The following is a 25,469-nucleotide window of genomic DNA, read 5'->3' as shown; positions in this document are numbered from 1 at the left end:
GTTACTGCGGACAGGTCGTCGCCTGCCCCCTCTGGACTGTGGGCCTCCCCGTTTCACGTGAAACGTTTTAAGCCGTCACCTTCGAAGTCTTTCGCCGGGCTTCACGCCGCAGATATGCCGCCAGGATACCGAGCGCGGCCGGAGTCAAACCATCCAGCCGCCCCGCCTGCCCCACGGTTCGCGGGCGCGCCGCCTCAAGCTTTGAGCGCGCCTCATTGGAGAGGCCGGGCACGTCAGAATAATCGATGTCGGTCAGAACCAGGCCCTCATCGCGCCTGAAGGCGTCGACGTCAGCGGTCTGGCGCTTCAGATAGACGTCATATTTGGCATCGATCTCGAGGTGGACGGCGATCGGTGGGTCAATGGCGGATAGCTCGGGCCAGATGCCCTGTAGCGCCGACCATTCGATCTCCGGATAAGCGAGGAGTTCAAACGCCGAGCGGCGATGGCCATCCCGGTTCAGCGCCAGGCCGCGTTTGCCGGCTTCGTTGGGCGTGATCGTCAAAGACTTCGCCAGCGACTTCGCGGCTTCGAGCGCGGCCATCTTGGTGCCGTGGCGCAGCGAACGCGCCTGCCCCACGCAACCCAAGGCGATCCCCTTGTCGGTCAGGCGCTGGTCAGCATTGTCCGCCCGCAGCGTCAGGCGATACTCGGCCCGCGAAGTGAACATGCGATAGGGTTCTGATATCCCGCGGGTCACGAGATCATCGATCATCACGCCGAGATAGCCGTCGGCACGGTCGAAAACGATCGCCTCGCCGCCGCTGGCGGACAGTGCCGCATTCAGCCCCGCAACAATTCCCTGTGCCGCAGCCTCTTCATAGCCGGTGGTGCCGTTGATCTGCCCGGCCAGGAACAGTCCCGGCAGCCGCTTGGCCTGCAGCGTCGGCTCCAACTCCCGGGGATCGACATGGTCGTACTCGATCGCATAGCCCGGGCGGACCATCTTGACCTGTTCGAGACCAGGAATGGTCGAGAGGATCGCGAGCTGCACCTCCTCCGGAAGCGAAGTCGAGATGCCGTTGGGATAGACGGTGGAGTCTTCCAGGCCTTCCGGCTCCAGGAAGATCTGATGGCCGTCGCGATCGCCAAAGCGGACGATCTTGTCTTCGATCGAGGGGCAATAGCGCGGACCGCTGCTCTTGATCTGACCGGAATACATCGGCGAGCGATGTACATTGGCCCGGATCACGTCATGGGTCGCCGGCGTGGTGCGGGTGATCCCACACTCGATCTGTGGGGTCGTAATGCGGTCGGTCATGACCGAGAACGGCTCCGGCGGATCGTCGCCGGGCTGCATTTCGACCGCGGACCAGTCGATAGTCGTGCCATCCAGCCGCGGTGGCGTCCCTGTCTTGAGACGGCCGAGCGTAAACCCAGCACGCTCGAAGGAAGTCGAAAGCCCCATCGCCGGAGCCTCGCCGACCCGCCCCGCAGGCCAGTTCTTTTCGCCGAGATGGATCAGACCACGGAGGAACGTCCCAGTGGTGATGACGACGGCACCACAGCCAAGTTCGCGGCCGTCGCCGAGACGAATGCCGGTGACACGCCCGTTTGAGACGATCAGCTCATCCGCCTCGCCTTCGACCACACTCAGACTGGCGGTCTCGATGATCGCCGCCTGCATCGCGGCCGCATAGAGTTTGCGGTCGGCCTGGGCCCGCGGTCCGCGAACAGCAGGACCCTTGCGACGGTTCAGCATCCGAAACTGGATGCCGCCGGCATCGGCGACCCGGCCCATCAGACCATCGAGGGCATCGACTTCACGGACGAGATGACCCTTGCCCAGACCACCGATGGCGGGATTGCAGGACATCGCGCCGACGGTCGCAAAGCTGTGGGTGACCAGCGCTGTCTTCGCGCCCATCCGGGCTGCCGCGCTCGCGGCCTCGCAGCCGGCATGGCCGCCGCCGATGACGATAACGTCGAAGGAATCTGAGCGCGAAATCATGGCGGACTTCTATCGCGGAGTCAGAAATCGCGGAAGCGGGAAGTTGCGGGAAATTGAAAGGAATGGATCTGTTTCACGTGAAACAGCGGGTTCCACCAGCGCCTCGGGAACTGTTTCACGTGAAACACGTCAGCCATGAAATGAATTAAGAACTAAGAGAAAGAAGTATTACTTCCCTACACAGAATTCCCGGAAGATCACGTCGAGTATGTCCTCGACATCGACGCGCCCCAGCAGCCGCCCAAGGGAGTGCGCGGCGACGCGAAGTTCCTCGGCCGCCAGTTCCTCGCCCTCTCCGACCACCTCAATGCTGCGCCGCAACGAAGTCGCCGTCTGCTGCAGCAACTGCCGCTGCCGGGTTCGGCTGATCAACCCGCCCTCGCTGGCGCCGAAATAATCCTGGGCGAACTGGACCAAGGCCGCGATCAGCTCGGGAAGCCCGTCCCCGCTCCTGGCCGAAATCGCAAACTCGCCTCGGCCCGGTACCTCGGCCAATGGCCGACCGGCCGGATCCAGGTCGATCTTGTTGCGCACGCGCCAGACCGGCGCGGTGCCTGCGTGATCAATTCTCGCGTCCGCCCCATCGGCAAGCCACAGCACCAGATCGGCTTCCGCGGCACGAGCCCGCGCGCGACGCACACCCTCCTGCTCCACCGGATCGTCGGTCTCGCGAATACCGGCGGTGTCGATGACGGTCACCGGATAACCGTCGAGATCGAGCTGCACCTCGATGACGTCACGCGTGGTGCCGGCGTGCGGCGATACGATCGCCACCTCGCGCCGCGCCAGCTGATTCATCAAGGTCGATTTTCCGACATTCGGCGGTCCGGCGATCGCCACCACCAGGCCGTCGCGCAGGCGTTCACTTTGGCCCTGTGCCGCAAGCACTTCTTCGATTTCGATTAAGAGCGTTTTGATTTTCGCCAGCGCCGGCGCGATCAATTCCGCGGGCACATCGCCCTCATCCGAAAAATCAATACCGGCTTCGATCAGCGCTGACGCCTCGATGATGCGCGCACGCCAGTCGCGTGCCTTGTCGCCGAGCAACCCCTTCAGCTGGCGCAGCGCCTGGCGGCGTTGCCGGTCGGTATCGGCGTGAATGAGATCATCCAGACCTTCGGCCTCGGTCAGATCGAGCTTGCCGTTCTCGAACGCGCGCCGCGTGAATTCGCCGGGCTCGGCGGCCCGCATATTTTCCAAAGCGGCCAGCGCCGCAAAGATCGCGGCCAGCACCGCCCGCCCACCATGGACCTGGAACTCGGCGACGTCCTCGCCGGTGGCGCTCGCTGGTCCCGGGAACCAGAGCACCATCGAATCGTCCAATGGCAGACCGCTGGCGTCCTGGAGAAGCATCCGGGTCGCTGCCCGCGCCGGCGGGATTTTGCCCCCCAGCGCCATTAGCGCCGGACCGGCCCCCGGCCCCGATACCCGCACAATCGCGATTGCACTGGGCGCACGGCCCGACGACAGCGCAAAAATGGTCTGATCCCGCGGATGCATCGCCTATTTGTGCAGGAGTGCTTGAAAAGGCAACGCAATTTGAGCTGCGGGTCGACATCCCGATCAGAAGGGGAAACGCCCTTCCCGAGAGCCAATTTGCTGCAGCATTTGTGCAGCAATTTTGCTGCGAAAACCGATGGCTTGGCTGAGTTTCGTGGCCCGTCCCTATCTAAACCAAGCAATATCATATACTTAATAGAAAGTCCGCTCCGATGCGCCTCCCCGGCCATACTGCACCTTTGCTGCAGCAATAGCTGCAACATGGTCGACCAACGAAAGGGGCGCCCCGTCTGCACGAGGCGCCCTTCCCCAAAACCTCGCCTGACGGATCAGGTGTTCATGGAATCGAAGAATTCCGAGTTGTTCTTGGTGTTGCGGAGCTTGTCGAGCAGGAAGTCGATCGCGTCCATGGTGCCCATCGGATTGAGGATACGGCGCAGCACGTACATTTTCTTGAGGAGCTGCGGATCGGTGATGAGCTCTTCCTTGCGGGTGCCGGAGCGCGAGATGTCGATCGCCGGGAAAGTCCGCTTGTCCGAGACCTTGCGGTCCAGGATCAGTTCGGAGTTACCGGTTCCCTTGAACTCTTCGAAGATGACTTCGTCCATTCGGCTGCCGGTATCGACCAGCGCGGTCGCGATGATGGTGAGCGAACCGCCCTCCTCGATGTTACGGGCGGCACCGAAGAAGCGCTTCGGCCGCTGCAGCGCATTGGCGTCGACACCGCCGGTCAGCACCTTGCCGGATGACGGCACCACGGTGTTGTAGGCGCGGCCCAAACGCGTGATCGAATCGAGCAGGATCACGACGTCGCGGCCGTGTTCAACCAGCCGCTTGGCCTTTTCGATCACCATCTCGGCGACCTGGACGTGACGCACCGCCGGTTCGTCGAAGGTCGACGAGACGACTTCGCCCTTCACCGAACGCTGCATGTCCGTGACTTCTTCCGGACGCTCGTCGATCAGAAGCACGATCAGATAGCATTCAGGATGATTGGCGGTGATCGAGTGCGCGATGTTCTGCATCAGCACCGTCTTGCCGGTGCGTGGCGGCGCCACGATCAGGGCGCGCTGGCCTTTACCGATCGGGGCGACGATGTCGATAACCCTTGCAGAAAGGTCTTTTCGCGTCGGGTCTTCAAGTTCGAGGCGGAAGCGCTGGTCCGGAAACAGCGGCGTCAGATTGTCGAAATTGACCTTGTGCTTGGATTTTTCCGGGTCTTCGAAATTGAGCGTGTTGACCTTGAGCAGCGCGAAATAGCGTTCGCCTTCTTTCGGGCTGCGGATATGGCCCTCGATGGTGTCGCCAGTGCGAAGCCCGAAGCGGCGGATCTGCGAGGGCGAGACGTAGATATCGTCCGGGCCCGGCAGGTAATTCGCGTCAGGCGAGCGCAGGAAGCCGAAGCCGTCGGAGAGAACCTCAACGACACCCTCGCCGATAATGTCGGTTTCCTGGATCGCGAGCTGCTTGAGGATGGCGAACATCAGCTCCTGCTTGCGCATGGTGCTGGCATTTTCGACCCCGTTCTCTTCCGCGAACGAGACGAGCTCGGCCGGCGTTTTTGCTTTGAGGTCTTGGAGTTTCATTTCCCGCATTGGGGTGGTCCTGTGGAGAATAACTGGAGGAGGGGTGCGAGGGGCTTCGAACGAAAAGCGGACACGAAAAACGGAAGGTCCGCAGGTCTAAGCGAGGAAAGTGCCGGTAAGGCTTCAAACCTGATGCGGTGGCCGGCTCAACGAGGAGACCGGGACACAACCACATCCGCCTGCGTGGGGTGGGATTTGGCTAATATAGAAAATCGCCCGCCGCTTCGCAAGCAGGCCTGAAGTACTCCTCGCGCCAAAAAGGCCGCCTAGAACGGCCTAACCACGACCAGAATAACGATCCCGATCATCAGAACAGTAGGTACCTCGTTGATAATACGATAGAATTTCTGGCTTCGCATATTCTTGTCGGCGGCGAAATCCTTCACCCAGCGCGAAAAAAAGCCGTGGACGCCGGACAGCGCGATCACCAGTGCGAACTTGGCGTGAAACCAGCCGGACACGTACCAATGGCCGCTCCAGGCCAGATACAGCCCGGCCAGCCAGGTGACCATCATCGCCGGGTTGATGATCGCCTTCAGCAGCCGGCGTTCCATCACCTTGAAGGTTTCGGATTGCTTCGATCCGACCTCGGCATCGCAATGATAGACGAACAGCCGCGGCAGATAGAGCATGCCGGCCATCCAGGAGATGACCGCAATCACATGCAGTGCCTTGATCCACGGGTAGGCCGTGATCGTGATCCACTCGTACATCGCGCGTCGCCTCGTCCTCATCGCCGCTTGGAACGTTCAGACGCTCTCAGCATTGCCTGAAAAGCTTTCGCCAGCGGCGGGACGGAGACATATCCTCAATGCACCGCTTCTCTAACTAATATTTTTAGAATCTTAGGTTTGAGTCTAAGTAGCGGTGAATTGGACTCACAACAAACTGTCCAGCAGTTCTCCCGGCTTGTTCACATCCATCCACATTTCGGCGAGACAATCTGGTCGCTCGAATAATGCGCCTTGCATCAAACGCTTGCGTTGGTTTGCCCGGAGCTTATGCAGAGACAAATCCACAAATTCTCACTATCGTTCGGATTGGGGATCTGACTTATCCTTTTGGGAGCCCTGTGAAGAAAAAGCCGGGTTATCCCCGAGAGGGCGATCCAGGGCCAAATCTCTGGGCTAAGGTCCACAAGGATTCACAGGATACACAGGGGTTTTGGTGCCCACGACCGGCAATTATTTTCACCTCCATCTGGTCTCCGATTCGACCGGTGAGACACTGATCACCGTGGCGCGCGCGGTGGCCGCGCAGTACGCCAACGTCACCGCGGTCGAACATGTCTATCCCTTGGTGCGCAGCCAGAAGCAGCTCGACCGTGTGCTCGATGAGATCGAGGAGGCGCCGGGCATCGTGCTTTTCACGCTGCTGGAAAAGGATCTGGTTGGCCGGCTCGAGACCAAGTGCAAGGATATCAACATCCCGAGCCTGTCGATCATCGGGCCGGTGATGCAATTGTTCGAAGCCTATCTCGGTGCGGCCACCACGGGGCGCGTCGGCGCCCAGCACGTGCTCAATGCCGAATATTTCAAGCGCATCGACGCGCTGAACTACACGATGATCCATGATGACGGCCAGCATGTGGAAGGCCTCGAAGATGCCGACATCGTACTGGTCGGTGTATCCCGTACATCCAAGACGCCGACCTCGATCTACCTGGCCAACCGCGGCATCCGCACCGCGAATGTCCCGCTGGTACCGGGCATTCCGGCGCCGCATCAGCTGGAGACGCTGAAGAAGCCGCTGGTGGTCAGCCTCCATGCGACGCCGGAGCGCTTGATTCAGGTCCGGCAGAATCGACTGTTGAGCATGGGCGATACTCACAACGACGATTACATCGACCGTCAGTCGGTCACCGATGAGGTGGCGTATGCGCGGCGGCTCAGCGCAAAATTCGGCTGGGCGCAGCTCGACGTGACGCGGCGGTCGATCGAGGAAACCGCGGCGGCCATTTTGAAACTTTTCACCGACCGGCAGCGGCAACGGCTTCCGGAATGAAACCAAAGCGTTTTCCAGCGAAGTGGACCCCGGTTCGCGTCAAGAAAACGCGTCAAAACAACGATCGTCGGCCATGAGCATCTGGCTTGGAAAAGACCCGCTGATCCTGGCCTCGCAGAGCCGCGCGCGGCAGATGCTGCTTTCCAACGCCGGCATCGCCTTTGAAGCTGTTCCGGCCGATATCGACGAGCGCGCCGTGCAAAAGGATTCCGGTCTTGTCGCACCCGGCGAGATCGCAAAATTGCTGGCGCGGGAAAAGGCGCTGTGGGTCTCGCGGCAAAAACCCGGCCGCTACGTCGTCGGTGCCGACCAGACGCTCGCACTCGGAGACCGGTTGTTCAGCAAGCCCGCCGGGCGCGCCGCAGCAGCGGAGCAATTGGGTTTGCTCGCCGGCAAGCGCCACGAATTGCACTCGGCATTTGCCGTTGCCCGCGACGGCAAGATACTGTCCGCAGATATTAGCGTTGCACACATGACCATGCGATCTCTCAACAAGGACGAAATCGAGGCCTATCTGGACCAGGCGGGAGACGCGGTAACGACCAGCGTCGGCGCCTATCAGCTGGAAGGGCTCGGCGTGCATCTGTTCGAACGGATCGAAGGCGATCATTTTACCATCCTCGGCCTGCCGTTGCTGCCGCTGCTCGCACTTTTGCGCAGCGAGCGACTGCTTGGTGTCTGAACTCTCAAACAACGGCGATCTGAATGCTGATCCTTGGACTGACCGGTTCGATCGGAATGGGAAAATCCACCACCGCAAAACTGTTCGCGGAGGCGGGGGTTCCCGTGTACGACGCCGATGCGGAGGTGCACAAAATCTACGAGGGTGAGGCTGCGCCGGCGATCGAAGCGGCGTTTCCCGGCACCACCGTGGACGGCAAGGTCGATCGCGCGCTGCTCTCCGTCCAGGTGGTGCACGATCCCGATGCCATGAAGCAGCTTGAGCAGATCGTTCATCCGATGCTCAGCGCCTCGCGAAAGACATTCTTCGAAGATGCGGAAGCGGCGGGCAAGCCGGTGGTGCTGTTGGATATCCCGCTGCTGTATGAGACCGGCGGCGAGAAGCGTGTCGATGCGGTCGTGGTGGTGACGACGACGCCCGAAATGCAGCGCGAACGCGTGCTGGCGCGCGGCACGATGGACGAAGCGCGCTTTGACGCCATTGTGGCGCGGCAGCTACCTGATGCGGAAAAGCGCAAGCGCGCTGATTTCGTGGTGGATACCTCGCATGGTCTCGACCCCGTGCGCGCCCGTATCAGGGACATTCTGGCCGAGGTTGTTAAGATGCCGCAGCGGCGGACGTGATTCGCTGACTTTCCGGCCCGGTCCTTTTGTTTGACGCGTTTTCCTTACGCGAACCGGTACCCACTTCGCTCGAAAACGCTTTAGAGAAAACCCATGCGTGAAATCGTTCTCGATACCGAAACCACCGGCCTTGATCCGCTGCGCGGCGACCGGCTGGTCGAGATCGGCTGTATCGAGATCTACAACCGCATGCCGACCGGGCAGACGTTTCACGTTTACATCAATCCCGAACGCGACATGCCGGCCGAGGCGTTCGCGGTGCATGGTCTGTCCGCCGAGTTCCTGTCCACCAAGCCACTGTTCACGGAAGTCGTGGAGCAGTTCCTGGAATTCATCGCCGATGCGCCGTTGGTGATCCACAACGCATCGTTCGACATCAGCTTCATCAATGCCGAACTCGACCGCATCAAACGGCCGGTGATCGCACGTGATCGGCTGGTCGATACCTTGCTGCTGGCGCGCCGCAAGCATCCCGGCGTGTCCAACAGGCTCGATGATCTCTGCTCGCGCTATTCGATCGACAATTCCCGCCGCACCAAGCACGGCGCGCTGCTTGATTCCGAATTGCTGGCTGAGGTCTATATCGACCTGATCGGAGCACGGCAGTCGCAGCTGGTCCTGGCCTCGGAGACACGCGAGTCGCGGGCGGAGCGGACCGGCGACATGCCGCGCCGGCAGCGCGAGACGCCGCTCGCACCCCGAATCACCGATGCCGACCGCGAGGCGCACCGGGCCTTTGTCGCCACGCTGGGCGACAAGCCGATCTGGAACGAGTTTCTGGGAGCCGCTTGAAACGCTGCAGCGGCGTTTAGCCGCTGAGCGTCCGTTAGCTGGGTTTCGCGCCCGAAGCAGCCTGCGCCGCCGCCTGCCGCTCCATGTTCTGGCGGTAGAGGCCGACGAAATCCACAGGATCGAGCATCAGTGGGGGGAACCCGCCGTCACGCACCGCGGTGGCAATGATCTCGCGTGCGAACGGGAACAATAGCCGCGGGCATTCGATCATGACCAGCGGGTGCAGGTTTTCCTTCGGCACATTGACGATGCGGAACACGCCCGCATAGGCGAGGTCGAACGAAAACATGACCTTGCCGGCATTTTCCGCCTTGCCCTCGATCGAAAGCGTCACCTCGAACTCGCTTTCGGAGAGATTATTGGCGCCGACATTGATCTGGATATTGATGGCCGGCTGCTGCTGCTGAGGCGCCAGCGATCCCGGGGCGTTCGGATTCTCGAACGACAGGTCCTTGGTATACTGCGCCAATACGTTGAGCTGGGCAGGGGCCTGCTCTGCGGGCGCGCCGTTACCGTTGGTCATGAAACTCTCCTAAAAACGCTGGCGAGCGGAGCCCGGGTTATAGTCTGAATTCGCTCGGCGGGCGGAAATGCCATTGCCGGGCGAGTGGCTATCATAGCCCCGCCTTATTCCACAAGGACGACGGACTGAAGGCGGGTCCGGCCAACCGCCATTTGTGACAGATATGGCTAATAGCGCGCGGCCAGCCTCCCAGCGAGCCCCTTTGGGGTCATCCTAAATAATTGAATATGCGTGATTTCCGGACATGATCGGATTTCCCCTCGCGGCCAAAACGCGCTACAATTCACCCGCGCCAAAACGCGCCATTGGCCGGGCAAAGTTTCATGCCTACATGCTGCAGTGTCGATTGAAGATGTAATCTCTGCCGTTCCCGGGCTCATGAGGGAACCCTCGACCGCCGGACCCGTTGCCGGCGTTAGAACCAGAAAGCGAATACGACGTGGATATTTACACTATCATCTTCCTGGCGCTGGCCGTCTTCATCTTCCTGCGCCTGCGCAGCGTCCTCGGACAGCGCACTGGGGGCGAACGGCCGCCCTACGATCGCGCCGCGCCGAACGTCGTGCAGCGTACGCAGGACAACAACGTCGTGCCGATGCCCGGTGCCGTGATCGATCAGACGCCGTTGGCGCCGACCGCGGACGTTGCGCCGGCGACCGACCGCTGGAAGGGCATTGCGGAAGCGGGCACGCCGCTGGCGCAAGGGCTCGACGCGCTTGTCGCGCAGGATTCCTCGTTCGATCCCCGTCACTTCCTCTCCGGTGCCCGCAGCGCCTACGAGATGATCGTGCTGGCGTTTGCCAATGGCGACCGCCGCGCGCTCAAGGATCTGTTGTCGAGCGAGGTCTATGAGAGTTTCGACTCCGTGATCAAGGATCGCGAGAAGCACGAGCAGAAAACCGAAACGCGGTTTGTTTCGATCGACAAGGCCGAACTGGTGGGTGCGGAAGCCCGCGACAAGGCGGCACAGCTGACGGTGCGGTTCGTGTCGCAGATGATCTCGGTCACCCGCGACAAGACCGGCGCCATTGTCGATGGAACGCCGGATAAGGTCGCCGATATCACCGATGTCTGGACATTTGCCCGCGACACGAGTTCCCGCGATCCGAACTGGAAGTTGGTTGGCACCGGAAGCGCCAGCTAGCGCGCACAGCCTTGTAAGGTCTCTTGCAAGGCTGGCGCTGGCTGCGATCGCTATCGCGTTGTCACTGGCTCCCCTGGACGCATCTGCCGCGCGTCGGACGCGGTCGCATTCACATCCGCCATCGCATCCGGTATCCGAGCGTCACCTTCCTTATCCGCAGCTGGATTTGCCGTTCCAGATCACCAACACCCAATATGCGCCGGTCGCCTGGTCCGACATCACCGGCTGGCGCGAAGACGATCATCTCGCCGCCTACAAGACCTTTCGCGACAGCTGCAAGCCGATAGCAGCGCAAACCAAGCCACCATCCGAACCGAAAGCGATTGGTACCTCGCTGCGCGATCCCTGCCGGGTCGCCAGGGGCCTCGAGCTAACCGACGGCGCCAGGGCGAAAGCGTTCTTCGAGGAGCATTTTCTGCCCTTGCGGATATCGCGGCTCGGCGAGCCCGAGGGCTTTGTCACCGGCTATTACGAGCCCATCGTCGACGGCTCGCGGACGGAGAACGAGGTCTACAAAGTGCCGGTCTATCGCCGGCCGTCCAATCTGTTCGTTCGCGGCGCCACGCAGAGCTCGGCCGGGTTGCCCAACGGGGGCAAGGTGTTTCGCAAGATTGGCCGCCGCAAGTTGGTGCCCTATTACGATCGCGCCGAGATCGAGGACGGTGCGATTGAGGGCCGCGGCCTCGAGATCTGCTGGCTGAAAGACCAGACCGATCTGCTGTTCTCGCAGATCCAGGGTTCGGCGCGGGTCAGCCTCGATGATGGCTCGACCGTTCGCATCAATTACGATGCGCATAATGGTTATCCCTATACGCCGGTCGGCCGCATCCTGATCGAACGCAACATCATCCCCAGGGATCAGATGTCGATGCAGAAGATCCGGGAGTGGATGACGGCGAACCCCGATGGCGCCAACGAGTTGCGTCGCCAGAACCGGTCCTACGTGTTCTTCCGCGAGGTAAACCTCTCCGACAAGGACGAAGCCGTCGGCGCCCAGGGCGTGCCGCTGACGCCGGGCCGCTCGATCGCGGTTGATAAAGCACTGCATGTCTACGGCACGCCGTTCTTCATCGAGGGCGAGTTGCCGATCGAAACCGATATATCCAAAACGCCGTTTCGGCGGCTGATGATAGCGCAGGATACCGGCTCGGCGATCGTCGGGCCCGCCCGCGCCGACCTCTATCTCGGCGCCGGGGCTGACGCCGGCAAGGTAGCAGGCCGCTTCCGCCATCCTATGCGTTTTGTCATGCTGCTGCCGAAGAGCCTCGATCCTTCCGCGCGTGGCCGCAAGATGCCGGTGCCGGACGAGCGGCCGTCGGAGAAAATCGCAAAGCTGTTTCCGCAGGTTGATCCGTTAAAGGATCCGAAGAACGCCACTCCCGCTGCAACGCCGGCCGTGACCGCACCCACATCCGCCGCGCAGGCTGCTGTGGTAAAACCGGTGCCGCTGCCGGCGGCCCGTCCCGATGTCAAACCGGTTTCCGAACCGGTCCGCCACCGCCACACTCGCCGCTTCCGCCACCGTCAATGAAACGCCGGACGTCGAGCTCGATCCCCGAAATACCAATGCCGCCGCGGCGCCAGCGCAGCCTCAGCGAAGAGGAGCGTGCGCTGTGGGAAAGCGTGGCCAAGCAGGTCAAGCCGCTGCGCAAGCGGCGCCGCGCCGTCAAGCCGCCGGCAGCCGCGCCGGAGGCGGAAGCCGGTGTCGCCGCCAACCCCGTTGCGTCACCGAAGGCGATGCCTTCGCCACGAATCATTCCTCCGTCACGGCCGGAGCCGCCACCACTGGCGCCGGTCGGACGCCGTGAACGCTCACAGCTTTCGCGTGGCCGGAAAGAGATCGACGCCCGGCTCGATTTGCACGGCATGACGCAGATCCGCGCGCACCGCGTGCTGCTGACCTTCCTGCAGCGCGCGCACAGCGATGGCCTCACCTTCGTGCTCGTCATCACCGGCAAGGGCAAAGTGGGCGGCTCCGAGGCCGAGCGCGGCGTGTTGCGCCGTCAGGTGCCGCAATGGCTCAGCCTGCCGGAATTCCGCTCGCTGGTGGTCGGATTCGAGGAAGCCCATATCGGCCACGGCGGCGAGGGCGCGCTGTATGTGCGGGTGCGGAGGGTCAGGTGAGTATTTAGAACGGCCGCACGATGCCGACGCGCGGGATTAGCGTGACGATCCAGCCGAAGATCTGGGTTTTCCGATCATCGGTCGATATCAGCACCGCCTCGCGTGCTGCGGGCAGCATCTTCACCGCATGCAGGATCAGGAACAGGCACACCGCCCAGTTCGAAATCCAGCGCGAGTAATCGAACACGATCACGAACATCACCAGATAGGCGAGGGTGACGATTGCTATCGCCGCGATGACGATGCGGCGATGCGCGTCGACTGCAAGCGCTGCGATCAACCTCGAAAAATATCGCCACAGCGGGCTATGCAACCAGATCAGCAGCGCAAACACCGGGATGCCGAGCAGGTTCGACGGCAGACGCGCCCAGGTATCCAACATTTCCTTCGATAGCGGCTGATACCAGATGTAACTGAAGCTCAGCAGATTGGTGCGCGATGGGTCGGCCATCCTGCCTTGCAGGTAACCGGCGAACTCCGATTCAGGAATCGCCATCGTCCCGTAGAATTGCGCGGCGATGAAAAGAATGCCGGTGGCCGCGAGCGCGGCAATGCCCGCGATCGCGCCTGGGCGGCTCACACCCTGCGCCAGATAGTAACGCAGCACCACGATGGCCGCGATGGTCGGCACATACATCAAGAGGTGAATGTGGTGGATCAGCACGAGGATCATCGAGAACAGCGTGGCGAGCAGCACATAGAACAGCGAGCGCGCCGGAATCAGCAGCAGGACAATTGCGAACAGGCATCCGTAGATGTCGAAATGCCCGAGCGTGTGCATGAAATTCTTCAGGAAGAACGGCGAACCGGCCATGAACACGAACAGGGGCAGATGCGCGTCGTCGAAGCCGAACGTCCGCTTGAACAGCCGCACGAACAGGCCCGCCGTGATGAGCCAGACGGCGCCACTGATCGCGAACACCAGCCACACCGGCACTTTCGCGGTGAACAGCGCCACGATGGCGCCGATCAGCGCGCGCTTGGTGAAGCCGAAATGATAGTCGACCAGGAGATGAATGTAGGGAACAAAGGGCGGCAGAGTGATCTTGTGCAGGAACACCCCGACGAACACGGCGACATTGACGGCCAGCATCAAGCGCCAGGGGTTTTCCCGGATAAACAGATTCAAGCTCATTGTCGTCCCGGCCTAGTGCGCAATTGCGCACGGGAGCCGGGACCCATACGCCGCGGCCGTGGTTGCTTTAGCACAATGGCCGATGGCGTCTTCCAACTATAGATGACCGGGGTTATGGGTCCCGGCTCCCGTGCGCAATTGCGCACTAGGCCGGGACGACAATTTGCTACAAAATAAACCGGCTCAAATCCGCGTTCTTGGCGAGATCGCCGACATGCTTCTGCACGTAGTCGGCATCGACCTTGATGGTCTCGCCGTGGCGGTCCGGGGCGGCAAAGGAAATCTCGTCGAGCACGCGCTCCATCACCGTCTGCAGACGCCGCGCGCCGATATTTTCCACGGTGGAGTTGACGGCGACCGCGACGTCAGCCAGCGCGTCGATGGCGCCGTCGGTGATGTCGAGCGTGACGCCTTCGGTCTGCATCAGCGCGATATATTGCTTGATCAGCGACGCCTCCGGCTCGGTCAGGATGCGGCGCATGTCGTCGCGGGTAAGCGCTTCCAGTTCGACCCGGATCGGCAACCGGCCCTGCAACTCGGGCAACAGGTCCGATGGTTTCGCAATGTGGAACGCGCCGGACGCAATGAACAGGATATGGTCGGTTTTGACCGCGCCGTGCTTGGTCGAGACGGTGGTGCCTTCGATCAGCGGCAGCAGGTCGCGCTGCACGCCTTCGCGCGAGACATCGCCGCCGGTACGGCCGTCGCGCACGCAGATCTTGTCGATCTCGTCGAGGAACACGATGCCGTTGTTCTCGACCGCGTTGATCGCTTCCAGCACCAGCTGATCGCTGTCCAAAAGCTTGTCGGATTCCTCGTTGACCAGGGTCTCGTGCGAACTCTCGACCGTCAGGCGGCGGGTCTTGGTCCGTCCGCCCATCTTGCCGAAGATATCGCCGATCGAAATCGCACCCAGCTGGGCGCCGGGCATGCCCGGGATTTCGAACATCGGCATGCCGCCCGATGACGACGTCTCGATTTCGATTTCCTTGTCGTTCAGTTCGCCGGCGCGCAGCTTCTTGCGGAACGAATCGCGGGTGGCAGGACTGGAAGCCGGCCCGACCAGCGCGTCGAGCACGCGCTCCTCGGCCGCGAGCTGGGCGCGGGCCTGCACGTCTTTCCGTTTGCGCTCGCGGGTCTGGGAGATCGCGACCTCGACGAGATCGCGGATGATCTGCTCGACGTCGCGGCCGACATAACCGACCTCGGTAAACTTCGTGGCTTCGACCTTGATGAAGGGGGCGCCAGCCAATTTCGCCAGCCGTCGCGCGATCTCGGTCTTGCCGACGCCGGTTGGCCCGATCATCAGGATGTTCTTCGGCAGCACCTCCTCGCGCAGATTGCCGGTGAGCTGCAGCCGCCGCCAGCGGTTGCGCAGCGCAATCGAGACGGCGCGCTTGGCGTCGGACTGGCCGACGATGAAGCGGTCGAGTTCGGAGACGATTTCACGGGGGGAAAAGTCGGTCATTGGCTTTAGCTAGGGTGAAATTTCGTTCACGGCAAGGCGGCTGGAAGTCCAATCTTCTTAGCATGACCTCCGGGCAAACGCTTTGCGTTTGTCCCGAGGGAAAACCGGTACCCACTTTTCGGATCGTGCTCTAGATAATCGGCGGGCCGGCCTGCCATTGCTTGATCGCCTCGAAGGGGTAGAGCAGCATGATGATGTTCAGCGCCAGATTGTCGCGAATGTGCAGCGCCAACACGATTTCGAACGCCAGTGCCAGCGCCACAGTGGCCGCGACCGGTAACTTCCTAGCCAACAGGAAACCGCCGATCATGGCGAAATTGTCGGAAATCGAATTGACGATGGTGTCGCCGAAATAGTCCAGCGAGATGGTGCCGGTCCGATAGCGATCGATGATCCAACTCGAATTCTCGACCAGCTCCCAAGCACCCTCGACCAGCATCGCAAGTATCAGGCGTGCGGGCCAGGCGAGACGTGGAAACAGAAGATGGGCAGCTCCATAAAACAGGAAGCCGTGCAGGATGTGCGACAGCGTGTACCAGTCGGCGATGTGCTGCGAGTTTTCCGAGCTCTGCACCACGCCGTGCCAGAGCTTGACGTAGCCGCAGGCGCAGATCGGCAGGCGGCCCATCGCATAGAGGATCGAGGCCTGCAGCACCAGGATGCCGGCGGCCATCAGCAGCCAGTGCCAGGCCGTAACACTGTTGGCGAGGGGAGGCCGTGCGGCGGCGCTGTCGGTGGTCATGGGTTGCGAACCATCAGCAGCGCAGGACCATCGGGTGTATCGACCATATGGGCTCTTTCGAATCCAGCCCTCTCATAGGCGCGCACGGCTCGGTGGTTGGCGGGATCGGGGTCGGTGACCATGCGCGGCGTGCCATGCGCCAGCCGCGCGTCGACGAAGGCTCGAATCAGCGCCGAGCCATGGCCGCGTTCGATCATGCCGGGTTCACCAATAAAGAGATCGATGCCACGGGTGCCCTTGGGGTGAGTGCCGAAGCCGGAATTCCAGGCGGTAAGATCATAACACTGGATGTAGCCGAAATCGGCGCCGTTTGTCGAAACGACAAATTGATCCATGGCCGGCTCGTCGAGATCGCCGCTGACCAGCGCATATTGCTCGTCCGGATCGCCCCACCATTCCCGGACATGGGGATGCGCGAGCCATTGCCGGATCACCGGCAGATCCGCTGAGGTCATGGCGCGAAAGACGTAAGCCGCCATCAATCAGCCGCCCAGCGCCTCGATGGTCACGTTGCGGTTGGTGTAGACGCAGATATCGGCGGCGATATCCAGCCCGCGGCGAACGATGGCCTCGGCGTCCTTGTCGGTATCAATCAGTGCACGGGCGGCGGCCAGCGCATAATTGCCGCCGGAGCCGATCGCCATCACGCCGGCCTCCGGCTCCAGCACGTCGCCGGTGCCGGTCAGCACCAGCGAGACGTCCTTGTCGGCGACGATCATCATCGCTTCCAGGCGGCGCAGATAGCGGTCCGTGCGCCAGTCCTTGGCGAGTTCGACCGCGGCGCGGGTCAATTGACCCGGATACTGCTCCAGCTTGCTCTCCAGCCGCTCGAACAGGGTGAAAGCATCAGCGGTGGCGCCGGCAAAGCCGCCGATGACGTCGCCCTTGCCGAGTTTGCGGACCTTTTTGGCGTTGGATTTGATCACGGTCTGGCCGATCGAGACCTGGCCGTCGCCGCCGATCACCACCTTGCCGCCCTTGCGGACCGTTAAAATGGTGGTGCCGTGCCAGACCGACGGCTCGTTGGGGGATGCTTGCATGGAATACCTCGTGTCCGACCAGATTTAGGGGCTCGAGCGCACCGTTACAATCGGTCGGATTTGGTCACTATAGGGGGAAGTTGAGCCTTTTAAGCACGATCCCGCAGTGGCGAAGGCGACTTCGGCCTGTTAAAAGGGCCGCGTTTTCGGCCGGGAAGAGGCAAAGGAAAGCACATTTCATGCGCATAGCGACCATCAAGCGCAAGACCAAGGAGACCGACATCGAGGTGGCGGTAAACCTCGACGGCACGGGCGTGTCCAAGGTTTCGACCGGTATCGGCTTCTTCGACCACATGCTCGACCTCCTGGCCCGGCATTCGCGCATCGACATCACCGTCAAGGCGGATGGCGATCTTCATGTCGACCATCACCACACCACCGAGGACGTCGGCATCGCACTGGGTCAGGCCGTGAAGCAGGCGCTCGGCACCATGGCCGGAATTACCCGCTATGCCTCGATCCATATGCCGATGGACGAGACGCTGTCGCGCGTCGTGATCGACATTTCGGGCCGGCCGGTGCTGGTGTTCAAGGTGGATTTTCCGCGCGACAAGATCGGCGAGTTCGACACCGAGCTGGTTCGCGAATGGTTCAATGCGTTCACGATCAACGCCGGCGTGACTTTGCATGTCGAAACCTTATATGGCGAGAACAGCCATCATATCGCCGAATCCTGCTTCAAGGGTTTGGCCCGGGCGCTTCGTACGGCGGTTGCCATCGATCCAAAAACCGCGGGCGAAGTGCCATCCACCAAGGGTCAGCTCGGCGGCTGATATTGGACCATGATCTGGACCCGGAGGGCCCCGCTGGCGAAAAGTGGGAACCGGTTTTCCCGAAACGGTCCATGCTTGAACTAAAAGGCTGATCGGACTGACCAATCAGCTCGATCTGGTTCGCGGCGGAGAGTGACGATGCCGGTCTATACAGTGCATGCCCCGGTCAATGGCGGCGCCGGTCTGGCGGCGACCGACAGGTTTATTTTCGTCCGTGACGGCTTTCATTACTGGGCCGTGGTGATGAGCCTGCCGTGGCTTGTCTGGCATCGTCTGTGGCTGGCGCTGATCGGCTGGATCGCGCTGACAGTTGCGATCGCATTCGGCCTGAGGGCGCTGGGCGCCGGCGGTGGTACCATCCTGTTCGCCAATTTCCTGGTTGCGCTTCTGATGGGCTTTGAAGCGGCCAGCCTGCGGCGCTGGACGTTCTCGCGGCGCAACTGGCGGCAGCTCGATATCGTGGTGGCCGAAGATGAGGAAGCCGCCGAGCAGCGCTTCTTCGATCGCTGGACCGCAAGGCAGCGCGGCCTCACCAACGACCAATGGGCGGTTGAGCGCGGCGGGCCGCCGCCGACCCGCAACGTTCCGGGACAGCCGTTCTCGAAACCGCCGCCGATGCCGCAAGGCGGCATCATCGGCCTGTTTCCCGAGCCGGGAGGATCACGATGAGCGTTGCGATCATCGATTACGGCTCCGGCAATCTGCACTCGGCGGCGAAGGCATTCGAGCGCGCCGCGCGGAGCATTGAAAATCCGCCGAAGATCATGGTGACGCGCGATCCCGAAGCGGTGTTCCGCGCCGATCGCATCGTGTTGCCCGGCGTCGGCGCCTTCGCCGATTGCCGCAGGGGCCTCGATGCCGTCGACGGCATGCTCGAGGCGATGACGGAAGCCGTGCGTTCCAAGGCGCGGCCGTTCTTCGGCATCTGTGTCGGCATGCAGCTGATGGCGACGCGCGGCAAGGAGCATGTCACCACCGACGGCTTCAACTGGATCGCAGGCGACGTCGAGAAGATCACGCCGCGCGAGGAGAATCTGAAAATTCCCCACATGGGCTGGAACACGCTCGACATGGTGCGCGAGCACCCGGTGCTGGAGCGCCTGCCGCTGGGGCCGAAGGGCCGCCACGCCTATTTCGTGCACTCCTATCACCTCAACGCCTCGCATGAAGCGGATGTGCTGCTGCGCGCCGAATATGGCGGGCCGGTAACGGCGATGGTCGGCAAGGACACCGCTATCGGTACGCAATTCCACCCGGAAAAGAGCCAGCGTTTTGGGCTCGGTCTGATCTCGAACTTTTTGAAATGGAAGCCGTGATCCTTTTTCCCGCCGTCGATTTGAAAAACGGCCAGTGCGTGCGCCTCGAACAGGGCGACATGGCGCGGGCGACCGTGTTCAACCTCGATCCCGCGGCGCAGGCGCGGGCCTTCGCCGATCAGGGTTTTGAATATCTGCATGTCGTCGATCTCGACGGCGCCTTTGCCGGCAAGCCGATGAACGCGCTGGCGGTCGAAGGCATGCTGAAGGCGGTCACCATGCCGGTGCAGCTCGGCGGCGGTATTCGCGATCTCAAGACCATCGAGGCCTGGCTCGACAAGGGCATTGCACGCGTGATCATCGGCACCGCGGCGGTGCGCGATCCGGAACTGGTGAAGAGCGCCGCGAAAAAATTCCCCGGCCGCGTCGCGGTCGGTCTCGACGCCCGCGACGGCAAGGTCGCGGTCGAAGGCTGGGCCGAGACCTCGCAGGTGACCGTGCTCGAAATCGCGCAGCGGTTCGAGGATGCCGGCGTCGCCGCTATCATTTTTACGGACATCGCGCGCGACGGTCTGCTCAAGGGCCTCAACCTCGACGCCACGATTGCGCTGGCCGAGAGCATCTCGATCCCCGTCATCGCCTCCGGCGGCTTTGCTTCCATCGAGGACGTCAAGGCGCTGCTGGAGCCGCGCGCCAAGAAGCTGGCGGGCGCCATTGCCGGCCGCGCGCTCTATGACGGCCGGCTCGACCCGGCTGCCGCATTGGCGCTGATCCGCAACGCGCGCAGCGCCGCCTAGGGAGTCCCCGATGTTCAAGGTCCGCGTGATCCCCTGTCTCGACGTCAAGGACGGCCGCGTGGTCAAGGGCGTCAACTTCGTTGATCTGCGCGACGCCGGCGATCCCGTGGAAGCGGCGATTGCGTATGACGCCGCCGGCGCCGACGAGCTCTGCTTCCTCGACATCACCGCCACCCACGAGAACCGCGGCACCATGCTCGACGTTGTCAGGCGGACGGCGGAGGCCTGCTTCATGCCGCTGACGGTCGGCGGCGGGGTGCGGACCATCGAGGACATCAAGACGCTGCTGCGATCCGGCGCCGACAAGGTCTCGATCAACAGTGCCGCGGTCTCCAACCGCGAATTCGTCAAGCAGGGGGCCGAAAAGTTCGGCGAGCAGTGCATCGTGGTCGCGATCGACGCCAAGCGGGTCAAGCGCGCCGGCGGCTCGGACCGCTGGGAGATTTTCACCCATGGTGGGCGCAATTCGACCGGGATCGACGCCATCGAATACGCCCAGGAAGTGGTCTCGCTCGGCGCCGGCGAAATCCTGCTGACCTCGATGGACCGGGACGGCACAAGGCAAGGCTTCGACCTGCCGCTGACGCAGGCGATCGCTGACAGTGTTCCCGTACCGGTAATTGCGTCCGGCGGGGTCGGTAACCTTGACCACCTCGTGGACGGCATCCGCCAGGGCCACGCCACCGCGGTGCTGGCGGCCTCGATATTCCACTTCGGCGAATTTACCATTCGCCAAGCCAAGGAGCACATGGTGCGCGCCGGGCTGCCGATGCGGCTCGATCCCTGACGACTCCCCGTCACAAAAGTGCTAAGTCCGTGATCGGGATGGCGCGGGCCTTCAGCCGGCGCAGGTGCTGAGTTCAGTTGATGCCACGTTTCACTATTCATGATCTGGCCGCCACCATCGATGCAAGGGCCGCATCGGGGGGAGAAGCGTCCTACACCCGCAAGTTGCTCGACAAGGGCGCGGAGCACTGCGCCAAGAAACTCGGCGAGGAAGCGGTCGAGACCGTGATCGCCGCGGTCGAGAACGATCGCGACCATTTGATCGCCGAAAGCGCCGATTTGCTGTTTCATCTGCTGGTGCTGCTCAAAGCGCGCGGCGTGACGCTGGAAGAAGTCGAGACCGCGCTCGGGCAACGTACCAACCAGTCCGGGCTGGAAGAAAAAGCCGCGCGCAAGCGCGATTGAGCAAGAGGCGACGCCATGGATATTCGGGCGACGGACCAGCAATACAACCCCTACCGGATATTCACGCGCGAGCAGTGGGCGCGGTTGCGCGACGACACGCCGATGACGCTGGAGCCGGGCGAGTTCGAACGGCTGCGTTCGCTGCACGACCGCCTCGATTTGCAGGAGGTCGAGGACATCTTCCTGCCGCTGTCGCGGTTGCTGTCGATCTATGTCGATGCGACCTTGCGGCTCTACCAGGCGCAGCGCCAGTTCCTCGGCATTCGCGACCGCAAGGTGCCCTATATCATCGGCGTCGCAGGCTCGGTAGCGGTCGGCAAATCCACCACCGCGCGCGTGCTGCAGGCGCTGCTGGCGCGCTGGTCGCCGCGGCCCAAGGTCGAAATGGTGACGACCGACGGTTTTCTGTTTCCGAATGCCGTGCTCGAGCGGCAGGGCCTGATGCAGAAAAAGGGCTTTCCCGAGAGCTACGACCTGCCGATGCTGCTGTCGTTCCTGAGCGACATCAAGGCCGGCCGGCGGCCGGTGCGCGCGCCGGTTTATTCGCATTTGACCTACGACATCGTCCCCAACAAGTGGATCGAGGTCGACCGCCCCGACATCCTGATCGTCGAGGGCGTCAACGTGCTGCAGACCGGCCGCTTGCCGCGCGACGGCAAGGCGGTTCCTGTGGTCTCCGACTTCTTCGACTTCTCGGTCTATATCGACGCCGACGAGGCGGTGCTGCGCCAATGGTATGTGCGGCGCTTCCTCGCGCTGCGCGACACGGCGTTTACCGATCCGCGGTCCTACTTCCATCGTTATGCTCTGCTCTCCGACGAGGAGGCGACGGCAACCGCGCTGGCGATCTGGGAACGCACCAACCTTGCCAATCTCGAAGACAACATTTTGCCGACCCGGCCGCGCGCGACGCTGATCCTCAAGAAGGGCGCCGATCACGTCGTCGAGACGGTGGCGTTGCGGCGGCTGTAGCTAGCTTCGTAGGATGGGTTGAGCCCTTGCGAAACCCATCAGCTTCGTCGCCAGTCATTGATGGGTTTCGCGAAGAGCTCAACCCATCCTACGATTGATATCACGCCGCGATGTGACGCGAAGCTGCAAGACCCGCGATCGCCTCGGCGAGTTTCTCGCGATCGAGCGGCTTGATCAGGAAACCATCCATCCCGGCTTCAAAACAGGCGTAGCGGTCTTCCACCAGCGTGTTGGCGGTCAGCGCCAGGATCGGCGTCCGGCGTCCGGGCAGGCCGGATTCCAGCGTGCGCATCCGCTTGGTGGTTTCGATGCCGTTGAGCTGCGGCATCTGGATGTCCATCAGCACCAGATCATAGCCCGCGCCGGCTGATTTGGCCGACAGCCAGGATTCCAGCGCCTCTTCGCCATTGGTGGTGATGACCGCCTGGTGCCCCAGCCGGCTCAGCAAGGAGCGCATCAACAGCGCGTTGATCTCATTGTCTTCCGCGACCAGGATCGAAAGCCCCTTGCTCGCCGGCGCCGGCGTCGGAGCAGGCTCATCCAGGCCGGTCATGGCATCGCTGACGACGCTCGGCGCCGAGATCTCGGGCGTGGCCGTCAGGCGCGCCGCGAGCGAGGCGGCGCGGAGCGGCTTGACCAGATAGCCGGTGAAGGGGGATGCCGCGGAAGGCTGCAACTCCTGCCGCGTCGCCGGCGTGAACATCACGATGCGCTGTGTGGCGTGCAGCCGTGCGGCCTCGCCGAACGCCTCGATGGCTTTGGTGCCGAGCGCGTGATCGATCAGGATGGCGTGCCAGAGCCGCTCCGGCAACAGCGCCTGGGCGACGTCGGCGTCGGAAACCATGCAGGTCTGGCCGCCCCAGCGCTGCAGCCGCCGCGCGGTCAACGAGGCCTCGATGCCCTGCGGCGACACCAGCATGACCGACTGGCCGGTCAGGTCGGGTGCGGCAAACGTCTTCGGCGTGCCGGCCTCGGAAGCTGGCAGCGGGATCGTCACCTCGAACGTCGAACCGATACCGGGCTTGCTCTCCAGCGTGATGCGGCCGCCCATCCGCTTGACGATGCGGTCACTGATGCTGAGGCCCAATCCGGTGCCGCCATAGCTGCGCGCGATGCGGTCGTCGGCCTGCTCGAATTCGCGGAAGATGCGCTCCTGCGCCTCGGGCGCGATGCCGATGCCGGTGTCGCGCAACACAAAGCTGACTTCACCCGGACGGATGCCGGGCTCGACAATCAATGCGACGCCGCCGGTCGCGGTGAACTTGATCGCATTGCCGGCGAGATTGAGCAGCACCTGGCGCAGCCGGGCCGCATCGCCGACCACTTCCATCGGCAGGCGCTCGTCGATATAGGCGGCGATCTCGAGCTTGCGGGCCTGCGCGCGCGGCGCCAGCAATTCGGTGATGCCCTCGATCAGCTCCGGCAGGGCGAAGGCGCGATGTTCGAGGTCGATCTTGCCGGCCTCGATCTTGGAATAATCCAGCAGTTCCTCGATCAGCGACAGCAGCGCGTCGCCGGAGGTCTTCACCGCCTTGACGTAGGTGGTCTGTTCCGGCGTCAGCGGCGTATCCAGCAGCAGCCCGCTCATGCCGATGATGCCGTTCAGCGGCGTGCGGATCTCGTGGCTCGCCATGGCGAGGAAGCGCGACTTGGCGCGGCTGGCGGCATCGGCCTGGTCGCGGGCTTCGGCGAGCGCTCGCTCGCTCTCGGTGCGGTTGGTGACGTCGCGGCCGACGCTCTGCATTTCGGATGGCCCGCCGGCATCGTTGCGCACCAGCGCTTCACGCCAGGCGATCCATCGCGCGCCCTCGGGGCCCGCGATCTTCTGGTCATGGATGCGGGTGCCGTTCCATTCCAGCACGCTGTCGCCTTGTTCCAGAACTTCGAGCGTGGCGGTGCTGCCGATCAGGGCCTCGCGCGGCGCTTGCGCCAGTTCGCAATAGGCATCGTTGACGAAGGTGATGCAGCCGTCGGTGTTGCGCAGGATGATCAAATCGCCCTGCGATTCGAACAGGCGGCGGGTGCGCTGCTCGGCTTCCTGTAACTCCCAGTTCCGGTCCGCCATCGCTTCATTGTGCAAGGCGACCTTTTGCATCTTCTTGCGCAGGAAGCGAAACCGGGCGCTCTGGGCTGCCAGCGCGACGCAGGCGATCGCGAACAGGAAACTGATGCCGATCGCAAAGGTATGCGGATTGTAGCCGGATATTTCCGAGCGGCTTGCGGTTATGAAGCCGTAGGCGCCGCCAAAGGTGGCGGAAAAGACGATGAAGGAGCGAAGCGTGAAGCTGACCCAGGGATGCCGGCGGCCAAAGCGGCGGAAGTATAGTTTAATCCGGTAAGTCCGCCCCATCGTCAGTTACCCTGAGATTGTTTGCTCGAATTGAGGCGGCTCGATTCGCCCGGTGCTTCCCGCCAGACGATGCGTCGCCGACCTTGAAAAGTGCTTGAGGCGGGCTGCCTTTCGCGGGTGCGATAAAAACAGGGTTGATGAAGTGTTAACTCACAGCGAGGCGGCCACGACGCGCGGCTGTGCGCCGCGGGCGCTGACGATGAGGGCGGCGGCGTCGCGCGCCGAAAAGCTCTTCGAGCGCACGAAGATGCGGTAATCGGCGGGTCCCTCCGTTGAGAGATAGATGACGGGCTCGGACGGCGACGGCGAGCTGGAAATCGCGACCAGCTGCGGCGGCGAACGGCTTTCGCAGGCGCCGGGCTCGGTGCTGTCGATGTCGTCGATGACGGTAAAGTCCGCCGCTTCCGCGCTGTCGGAGATCTGGACGCGGACGGTGGCGCGGCCGGGATCGCTGGTGAAACTGACGTGACGTTCGGCCTGCCAGGACAGGGCCGCGATCTGGAGCGAAGCGCCCGCGATCTCGATGCAGGGGCGCGGACCGGTCGAGAACTCGCCGCGGGCGAACAGGGCGACGACGGCCAGCGGAACCACCGAGGCCAGAACCTTGAAACGCAACATGACACTACCCACTCAGCACAAGCCCGCGACAGGGGGCTTATGGTTGGCAGAGGGTAAAGAAAACTCGTTACTACGGGGTTTATGGGAGGAGATTTCGCTCGCTCCACGTGTCGTCCCGGCGAACGCCGGGAGCCATGCCGCATGATGCCCATTTTGCAGAAGGTCTCTAACGCCAGCGCTCTCACTGATGGGCTGCGG

26 protein-coding genes are annotated in these 25,469 nt (G+C 62.6%); 14 read left to right on the top strand and 12 right to left on the bottom strand.

All coding sequences use genetic code 11. The annotated features are described in order from the left end of the window. Nucleotides 1-67 precede the first annotated feature (67 nt). From mnmG to hemJ, 4 genes are all read right to left on the bottom strand, one after another. Nucleotides 68-1,951 (bottom strand): tRNA uridine-5-carboxymethylaminomethyl(34) synthesis enzyme MnmG, encoded by a 1,884-nt coding sequence (gene mnmG / locus JQ597_RS10805; protein ID WP_212264157.1) that lies wholly within the window; start codon nucleotides 1,949-1,951, stop codon nucleotides 68-70. 168 nt (nucleotides 1,952-2,119) lie between these two features. Next, entirely contained in the window at nucleotides 2,120-3,451 is a 1,332-nt protein-coding gene (gene mnmE / locus JQ597_RS10800) for a tRNA uridine-5-carboxymethylaminomethyl(34) synthesis GTPase MnmE (RefSeq protein WP_212264156.1), read from the bottom strand. Nucleotides 3,452-3,780: 329 nt separating this feature from the next. Continuing rightward, nucleotides 3,781-5,046: a transcription termination factor Rho gene (gene rho, locus JQ597_RS10795; protein ID WP_074821153.1), complete on the bottom strand. Its 1,266-nt coding sequence runs from the start codon at nucleotides 5,044-5,046 to the stop codon at nucleotides 3,781-3,783. Between the two features lie 257 nt (nucleotides 5,047-5,303). Continuing rightward, nucleotides 5,304-5,750: a protoporphyrinogen oxidase HemJ gene (gene hemJ / locus JQ597_RS10790; protein WP_212264155.1), complete on the bottom strand. Its 447-nt coding sequence runs from the start codon at nucleotides 5,748-5,750 to the stop codon at nucleotides 5,304-5,306. Between the two features lie 454 nt (nucleotides 5,751-6,204). Here hemJ and JQ597_RS10785 point away from each other — a divergent pair, with 454 nt between their 5' ends. The 4 genes from JQ597_RS10785 to dnaQ all read left to right on the top strand — a co-directional run bounded on the left by JQ597_RS10785 (nucleotide 6,205) and on the right by dnaQ (nucleotide 9,138). Next, nucleotides 6,205-7,041, top strand: coding sequence for a pyruvate, water dikinase regulatory protein (locus JQ597_RS10785; protein ID WP_212264154.1), 837 nt, complete (start codon nucleotides 6,205-6,207; stop codon nucleotides 7,039-7,041). A gap of 73 nt (nucleotides 7,042-7,114) precedes the next feature. Continuing rightward, nucleotides 7,115-7,723, top strand: coding sequence for a Maf family protein (locus tag JQ597_RS10780; protein ID WP_212264153.1), 609 nt, complete (start codon nucleotides 7,115-7,117; stop codon nucleotides 7,721-7,723). Between the two features lie 23 nt (nucleotides 7,724-7,746). Beyond that, a complete protein-coding gene (gene coaE / locus JQ597_RS10775) occupies nucleotides 7,747-8,346 on the top strand; it encodes a dephospho-CoA kinase (protein ID WP_212264152.1) in 600 nt (199 codons plus the stop codon). 93 nt (nucleotides 8,347-8,439) lie between these two features. Further along, a complete protein-coding gene (gene dnaQ / locus JQ597_RS10770) occupies nucleotides 8,440-9,138 on the top strand; it encodes a DNA polymerase III subunit epsilon (protein WP_212264151.1) in 699 nt (232 codons plus the stop codon). Between the two features lie 34 nt (nucleotides 9,139-9,172). Here dnaQ and secB read toward each other — a convergent pair whose 3' ends face one another. Beyond that, nucleotides 9,173-9,661 (bottom strand): protein-export chaperone SecB, encoded by a 489-nt coding sequence (gene secB / locus JQ597_RS10765; RefSeq protein WP_212264150.1) that lies wholly within the window; start codon nucleotides 9,659-9,661, stop codon nucleotides 9,173-9,175. A gap of 439 nt (nucleotides 9,662-10,100) precedes the next feature. Between secB and JQ597_RS10760 the strand changes: the two genes are divergently transcribed. The 3 genes from JQ597_RS10760 to JQ597_RS10750 are packed head-to-tail and all read left to right on the top strand — an operon-like array spanning nucleotide 10,101 to nucleotide 12,929. Then, nucleotides 10,101-10,805, top strand: a complete 705-nt coding sequence (locus tag JQ597_RS10760) for a Tim44/TimA family putative adaptor protein (RefSeq protein WP_212264149.1) — start codon at nucleotides 10,101-10,103, stop codon at nucleotides 10,803-10,805. After that, complete coding sequence (gene mltA / locus JQ597_RS10755; RefSeq protein WP_409411324.1) at nucleotides 10,783-12,336, top strand: murein transglycosylase A; 1,554 nt, start codon at nucleotides 10,783-10,785, stop codon at nucleotides 12,334-12,336. Before JQ597_RS10760 ends, mltA begins: the two co-directional genes overlap by 23 nt. Further along, nucleotides 12,333-12,929, top strand: a complete 597-nt coding sequence (locus tag JQ597_RS10750) for a Smr/MutS family protein (protein ID WP_212264147.1) — start codon at nucleotides 12,333-12,335, stop codon at nucleotides 12,927-12,929. Before mltA ends, JQ597_RS10750 begins: the two co-directional genes overlap by 4 nt. Nucleotides 12,930-12,933: 4 nt before the next feature. On the opposite strand, the gene JQ597_RS10745 is transcribed toward JQ597_RS10750, so the two are convergent. From JQ597_RS10745 to hslV, 5 genes are all read right to left on the bottom strand, one after another. After that, complete coding sequence (locus tag JQ597_RS10745) at nucleotides 12,934-14,064, bottom strand: hypothetical protein (protein WP_212264146.1); 1,131 nt, start codon at nucleotides 14,062-14,064, stop codon at nucleotides 12,934-12,936. Between the two features lie 166 nt (nucleotides 14,065-14,230). Beyond that, on the bottom strand, nucleotides 14,231-15,532 hold the full coding sequence (hslU, locus tag JQ597_RS10740) for an ATP-dependent protease ATPase subunit HslU (RefSeq protein WP_212264145.1): 1,302 nt from the start codon (nucleotides 15,530-15,532) through the stop codon (nucleotides 14,231-14,233). Between the two features lie 130 nt (nucleotides 15,533-15,662). Then, nucleotides 15,663-16,274: a DUF2585 domain-containing protein gene (locus JQ597_RS10735; RefSeq protein WP_212264144.1), complete on the bottom strand. Its 612-nt coding sequence runs from the start codon at nucleotides 16,272-16,274 to the stop codon at nucleotides 15,663-15,665. Next, a complete protein-coding gene (locus tag JQ597_RS10730; RefSeq protein WP_409363263.1) occupies nucleotides 16,271-16,753 on the bottom strand; it encodes a GNAT family N-acetyltransferase in 483 nt (160 codons plus the stop codon). The genes JQ597_RS10735 and JQ597_RS10730 overlap by 4 nt, the downstream gene beginning before the upstream one ends. A 3-nt stretch (nucleotides 16,754-16,756) precedes the next feature. Next, entirely contained in the window at nucleotides 16,757-17,314 is a 558-nt protein-coding gene (hslV, locus tag JQ597_RS10725; protein ID WP_192736137.1) for an ATP-dependent protease subunit HslV, read from the bottom strand. Nucleotides 17,315-17,493: 179 nt separating this feature from the next. Here hslV and hisB point away from each other — a divergent pair, with 179 nt between their 5' ends. The 7 genes from hisB to coaA all read left to right on the top strand — a co-directional run bounded on the left by hisB (nucleotide 17,494) and on the right by coaA (nucleotide 22,303). Then, nucleotides 17,494-18,087: an imidazoleglycerol-phosphate dehydratase HisB gene (hisB, locus tag JQ597_RS10720; RefSeq protein ID WP_212264142.1), complete on the top strand. Its 594-nt coding sequence runs from the start codon at nucleotides 17,494-17,496 to the stop codon at nucleotides 18,085-18,087. A 138-nt stretch (nucleotides 18,088-18,225) separates the two neighbouring features. After that, nucleotides 18,226-18,756, top strand: a complete 531-nt coding sequence (locus JQ597_RS10715; protein WP_212264141.1) for a DUF2628 domain-containing protein — start codon at nucleotides 18,226-18,228, stop codon at nucleotides 18,754-18,756. Continuing rightward, nucleotides 18,753-19,403, top strand: coding sequence for an imidazole glycerol phosphate synthase subunit HisH (hisH, locus tag JQ597_RS10710; protein ID WP_212264140.1), 651 nt, complete (start codon nucleotides 18,753-18,755; stop codon nucleotides 19,401-19,403). Before JQ597_RS10715 ends, hisH begins: the two co-directional genes overlap by 4 nt. Further along, entirely contained in the window at nucleotides 19,391-20,140 is a 750-nt protein-coding gene (gene hisA, locus JQ597_RS10705) for a 1-(5-phosphoribosyl)-5-[(5-phosphoribosylamino)methylideneamino]imidazole-4-carboxamide isomerase (RefSeq protein ID WP_212207581.1), read from the top strand. The genes hisH and hisA overlap by 13 nt, the downstream gene beginning before the upstream one ends. Before the next feature lie 10 nt (nucleotides 20,141-20,150). Next, entirely contained in the window at nucleotides 20,151-20,927 is a 777-nt protein-coding gene (gene hisF, locus JQ597_RS10700) for an imidazole glycerol phosphate synthase subunit HisF (RefSeq protein ID WP_192736142.1), read from the top strand. 80 nt (nucleotides 20,928-21,007) lie between these two features. Continuing rightward, on the top strand, nucleotides 21,008-21,331 hold the full coding sequence (locus tag JQ597_RS10695) for a phosphoribosyl-ATP diphosphatase (protein ID WP_192736143.1): 324 nt from the start codon (nucleotides 21,008-21,010) through the stop codon (nucleotides 21,329-21,331). A gap of 15 nt (nucleotides 21,332-21,346) precedes the next feature. After that, nucleotides 21,347-22,303: a type I pantothenate kinase gene (gene coaA, locus JQ597_RS10690; RefSeq protein ID WP_212031935.1), complete on the top strand. Its 957-nt coding sequence runs from the start codon at nucleotides 21,347-21,349 to the stop codon at nucleotides 22,301-22,303. Between the two features lie 100 nt (nucleotides 22,304-22,403). Here coaA and JQ597_RS10685 read toward each other — a convergent pair whose 3' ends face one another. Together JQ597_RS10685 and JQ597_RS10680 are read right to left on the bottom strand one after the other, a co-directional pair. After that, complete coding sequence (locus JQ597_RS10685) at nucleotides 22,404-24,653, bottom strand: PAS domain-containing hybrid sensor histidine kinase/response regulator (RefSeq protein ID WP_212264139.1); 2,250 nt, start codon at nucleotides 24,651-24,653, stop codon at nucleotides 22,404-22,406. Nucleotides 24,654-24,803: 150 nt separating this feature from the next. Next, nucleotides 24,804-25,271 carry a hypothetical protein gene (locus tag JQ597_RS10680; protein WP_212264138.1) on the bottom strand — a complete coding sequence of 156 codons (468 nt, stop codon included), beginning with the start codon at nucleotides 25,269-25,271 and terminating at the stop codon, nucleotides 24,804-24,806. Between the last annotated feature and the right edge of the window lie 198 nt (nucleotides 25,272-25,469).

Origin of the sequence: Bradyrhizobium sp. AUGA SZCCT0177, from assembly GCF_018130125.1 — a bacterium.
In the GTDB taxonomy this organism is placed as follows: domain Bacteria; phylum Pseudomonadota; class Alphaproteobacteria; order Rhizobiales; family Xanthobacteraceae; genus Bradyrhizobium.
This window is presented reverse-complemented; position numbering and strand designations above follow the sequence as displayed.

Coding starts and splice junctions, on each gene's coding strand:
- mnmG (WP_212264157.1), bottom strand. CDS start 1,951: ATGATTTCGCGCTCAGATTCCTTCGACGTTATCGTCATCGGCGGCGGC.
- mnmE (WP_212264156.1), bottom strand. CDS start 3,451: ATGCATCCGCGGGATCAGACCATTTTTGCGCTGTCGTCGGGCCGTGCG.
- rho (WP_074821153.1), bottom strand. CDS start 5,046: ATGCGGGAAATGAAACTCCAAGACCTCAAAGCAAAAACGCCGGCCGAG.
- hemJ (WP_212264155.1), bottom strand. CDS start 5,750: ATGTACGAGTGGATCACGATCACGGCCTACCCGTGGATCAAGGCACTG.
- JQ597_RS10780 (WP_212264153.1), top strand. CDS start 7,115: ATGAGCATCTGGCTTGGAAAAGACCCGCTGATCCTGGCCTCGCAGAGC.
- coaE (WP_212264152.1), top strand. CDS start 7,747: ATGCTGATCCTTGGACTGACCGGTTCGATCGGAATGGGAAAATCCACC.
- dnaQ (WP_212264151.1), top strand. CDS start 8,440: ATGCGTGAAATCGTTCTCGATACCGAAACCACCGGCCTTGATCCGCTG.
- secB (WP_212264150.1), bottom strand. CDS start 9,661: ATGACCAACGGTAACGGCGCGCCCGCAGAGCAGGCCCCTGCCCAGCTC.
- JQ597_RS10750 (WP_212264147.1), top strand. CDS start 12,333: ATGAAACGCCGGACGTCGAGCTCGATCCCCGAAATACCAATGCCGCCG.
- JQ597_RS10745 (WP_212264146.1), bottom strand. CDS start 14,064: ATGAGCTTGAATCTGTTTATCCGGGAAAACCCCTGGCGCTTGATGCTG.
- hslU (WP_212264145.1), bottom strand. CDS start 15,532: ATGACCGACTTTTCCCCCCGTGAAATCGTCTCCGAACTCGACCGCTTC.
- JQ597_RS10735 (WP_212264144.1), bottom strand. CDS start 16,274: ATGACCACCGACAGCGCCGCCGCACGGCCTCCCCTCGCCAACAGTGTT.
- JQ597_RS10730 (WP_409363263.1), bottom strand. CDS start 16,753: ATGGCGGCTTACGTCTTTCGCGCCATGACCTCAGCGGATCTGCCGGTG.
- hslV (WP_192736137.1), bottom strand. CDS start 17,314: ATGCAAGCATCCCCCAACGAGCCGTCGGTCTGGCACGGCACCACCATT.
- hisB (WP_212264142.1), top strand. CDS start 17,494: ATGCGCATAGCGACCATCAAGCGCAAGACCAAGGAGACCGACATCGAG.
- JQ597_RS10715 (WP_212264141.1), top strand. CDS start 18,226: ATGCCGGTCTATACAGTGCATGCCCCGGTCAATGGCGGCGCCGGTCTG.
- hisH (WP_212264140.1), top strand. CDS start 18,753: ATGAGCGTTGCGATCATCGATTACGGCTCCGGCAATCTGCACTCGGCG.
- hisA (WP_212207581.1), top strand. CDS start 19,391: ATGGAAGCCGTGATCCTTTTTCCCGCCGTCGATTTGAAAAACGGCCAG.
- hisF (WP_192736142.1), top strand. CDS start 20,151: ATGTTCAAGGTCCGCGTGATCCCCTGTCTCGACGTCAAGGACGGCCGC.
- JQ597_RS10695 (WP_192736143.1), top strand. CDS start 21,008: ATGCCACGTTTCACTATTCATGATCTGGCCGCCACCATCGATGCAAGG.
- coaA (WP_212031935.1), top strand. CDS start 21,347: ATGGATATTCGGGCGACGGACCAGCAATACAACCCCTACCGGATATTC.
- JQ597_RS10685 (WP_212264139.1), bottom strand. CDS start 24,653: ATGGGGCGGACTTACCGGATTAAACTATACTTCCGCCGCTTTGGCCGC.
- JQ597_RS10680 (WP_212264138.1), bottom strand. CDS start 25,271: ATGTTGCGTTTCAAGGTTCTGGCCTCGGTGGTTCCGCTGGCCGTCGTC.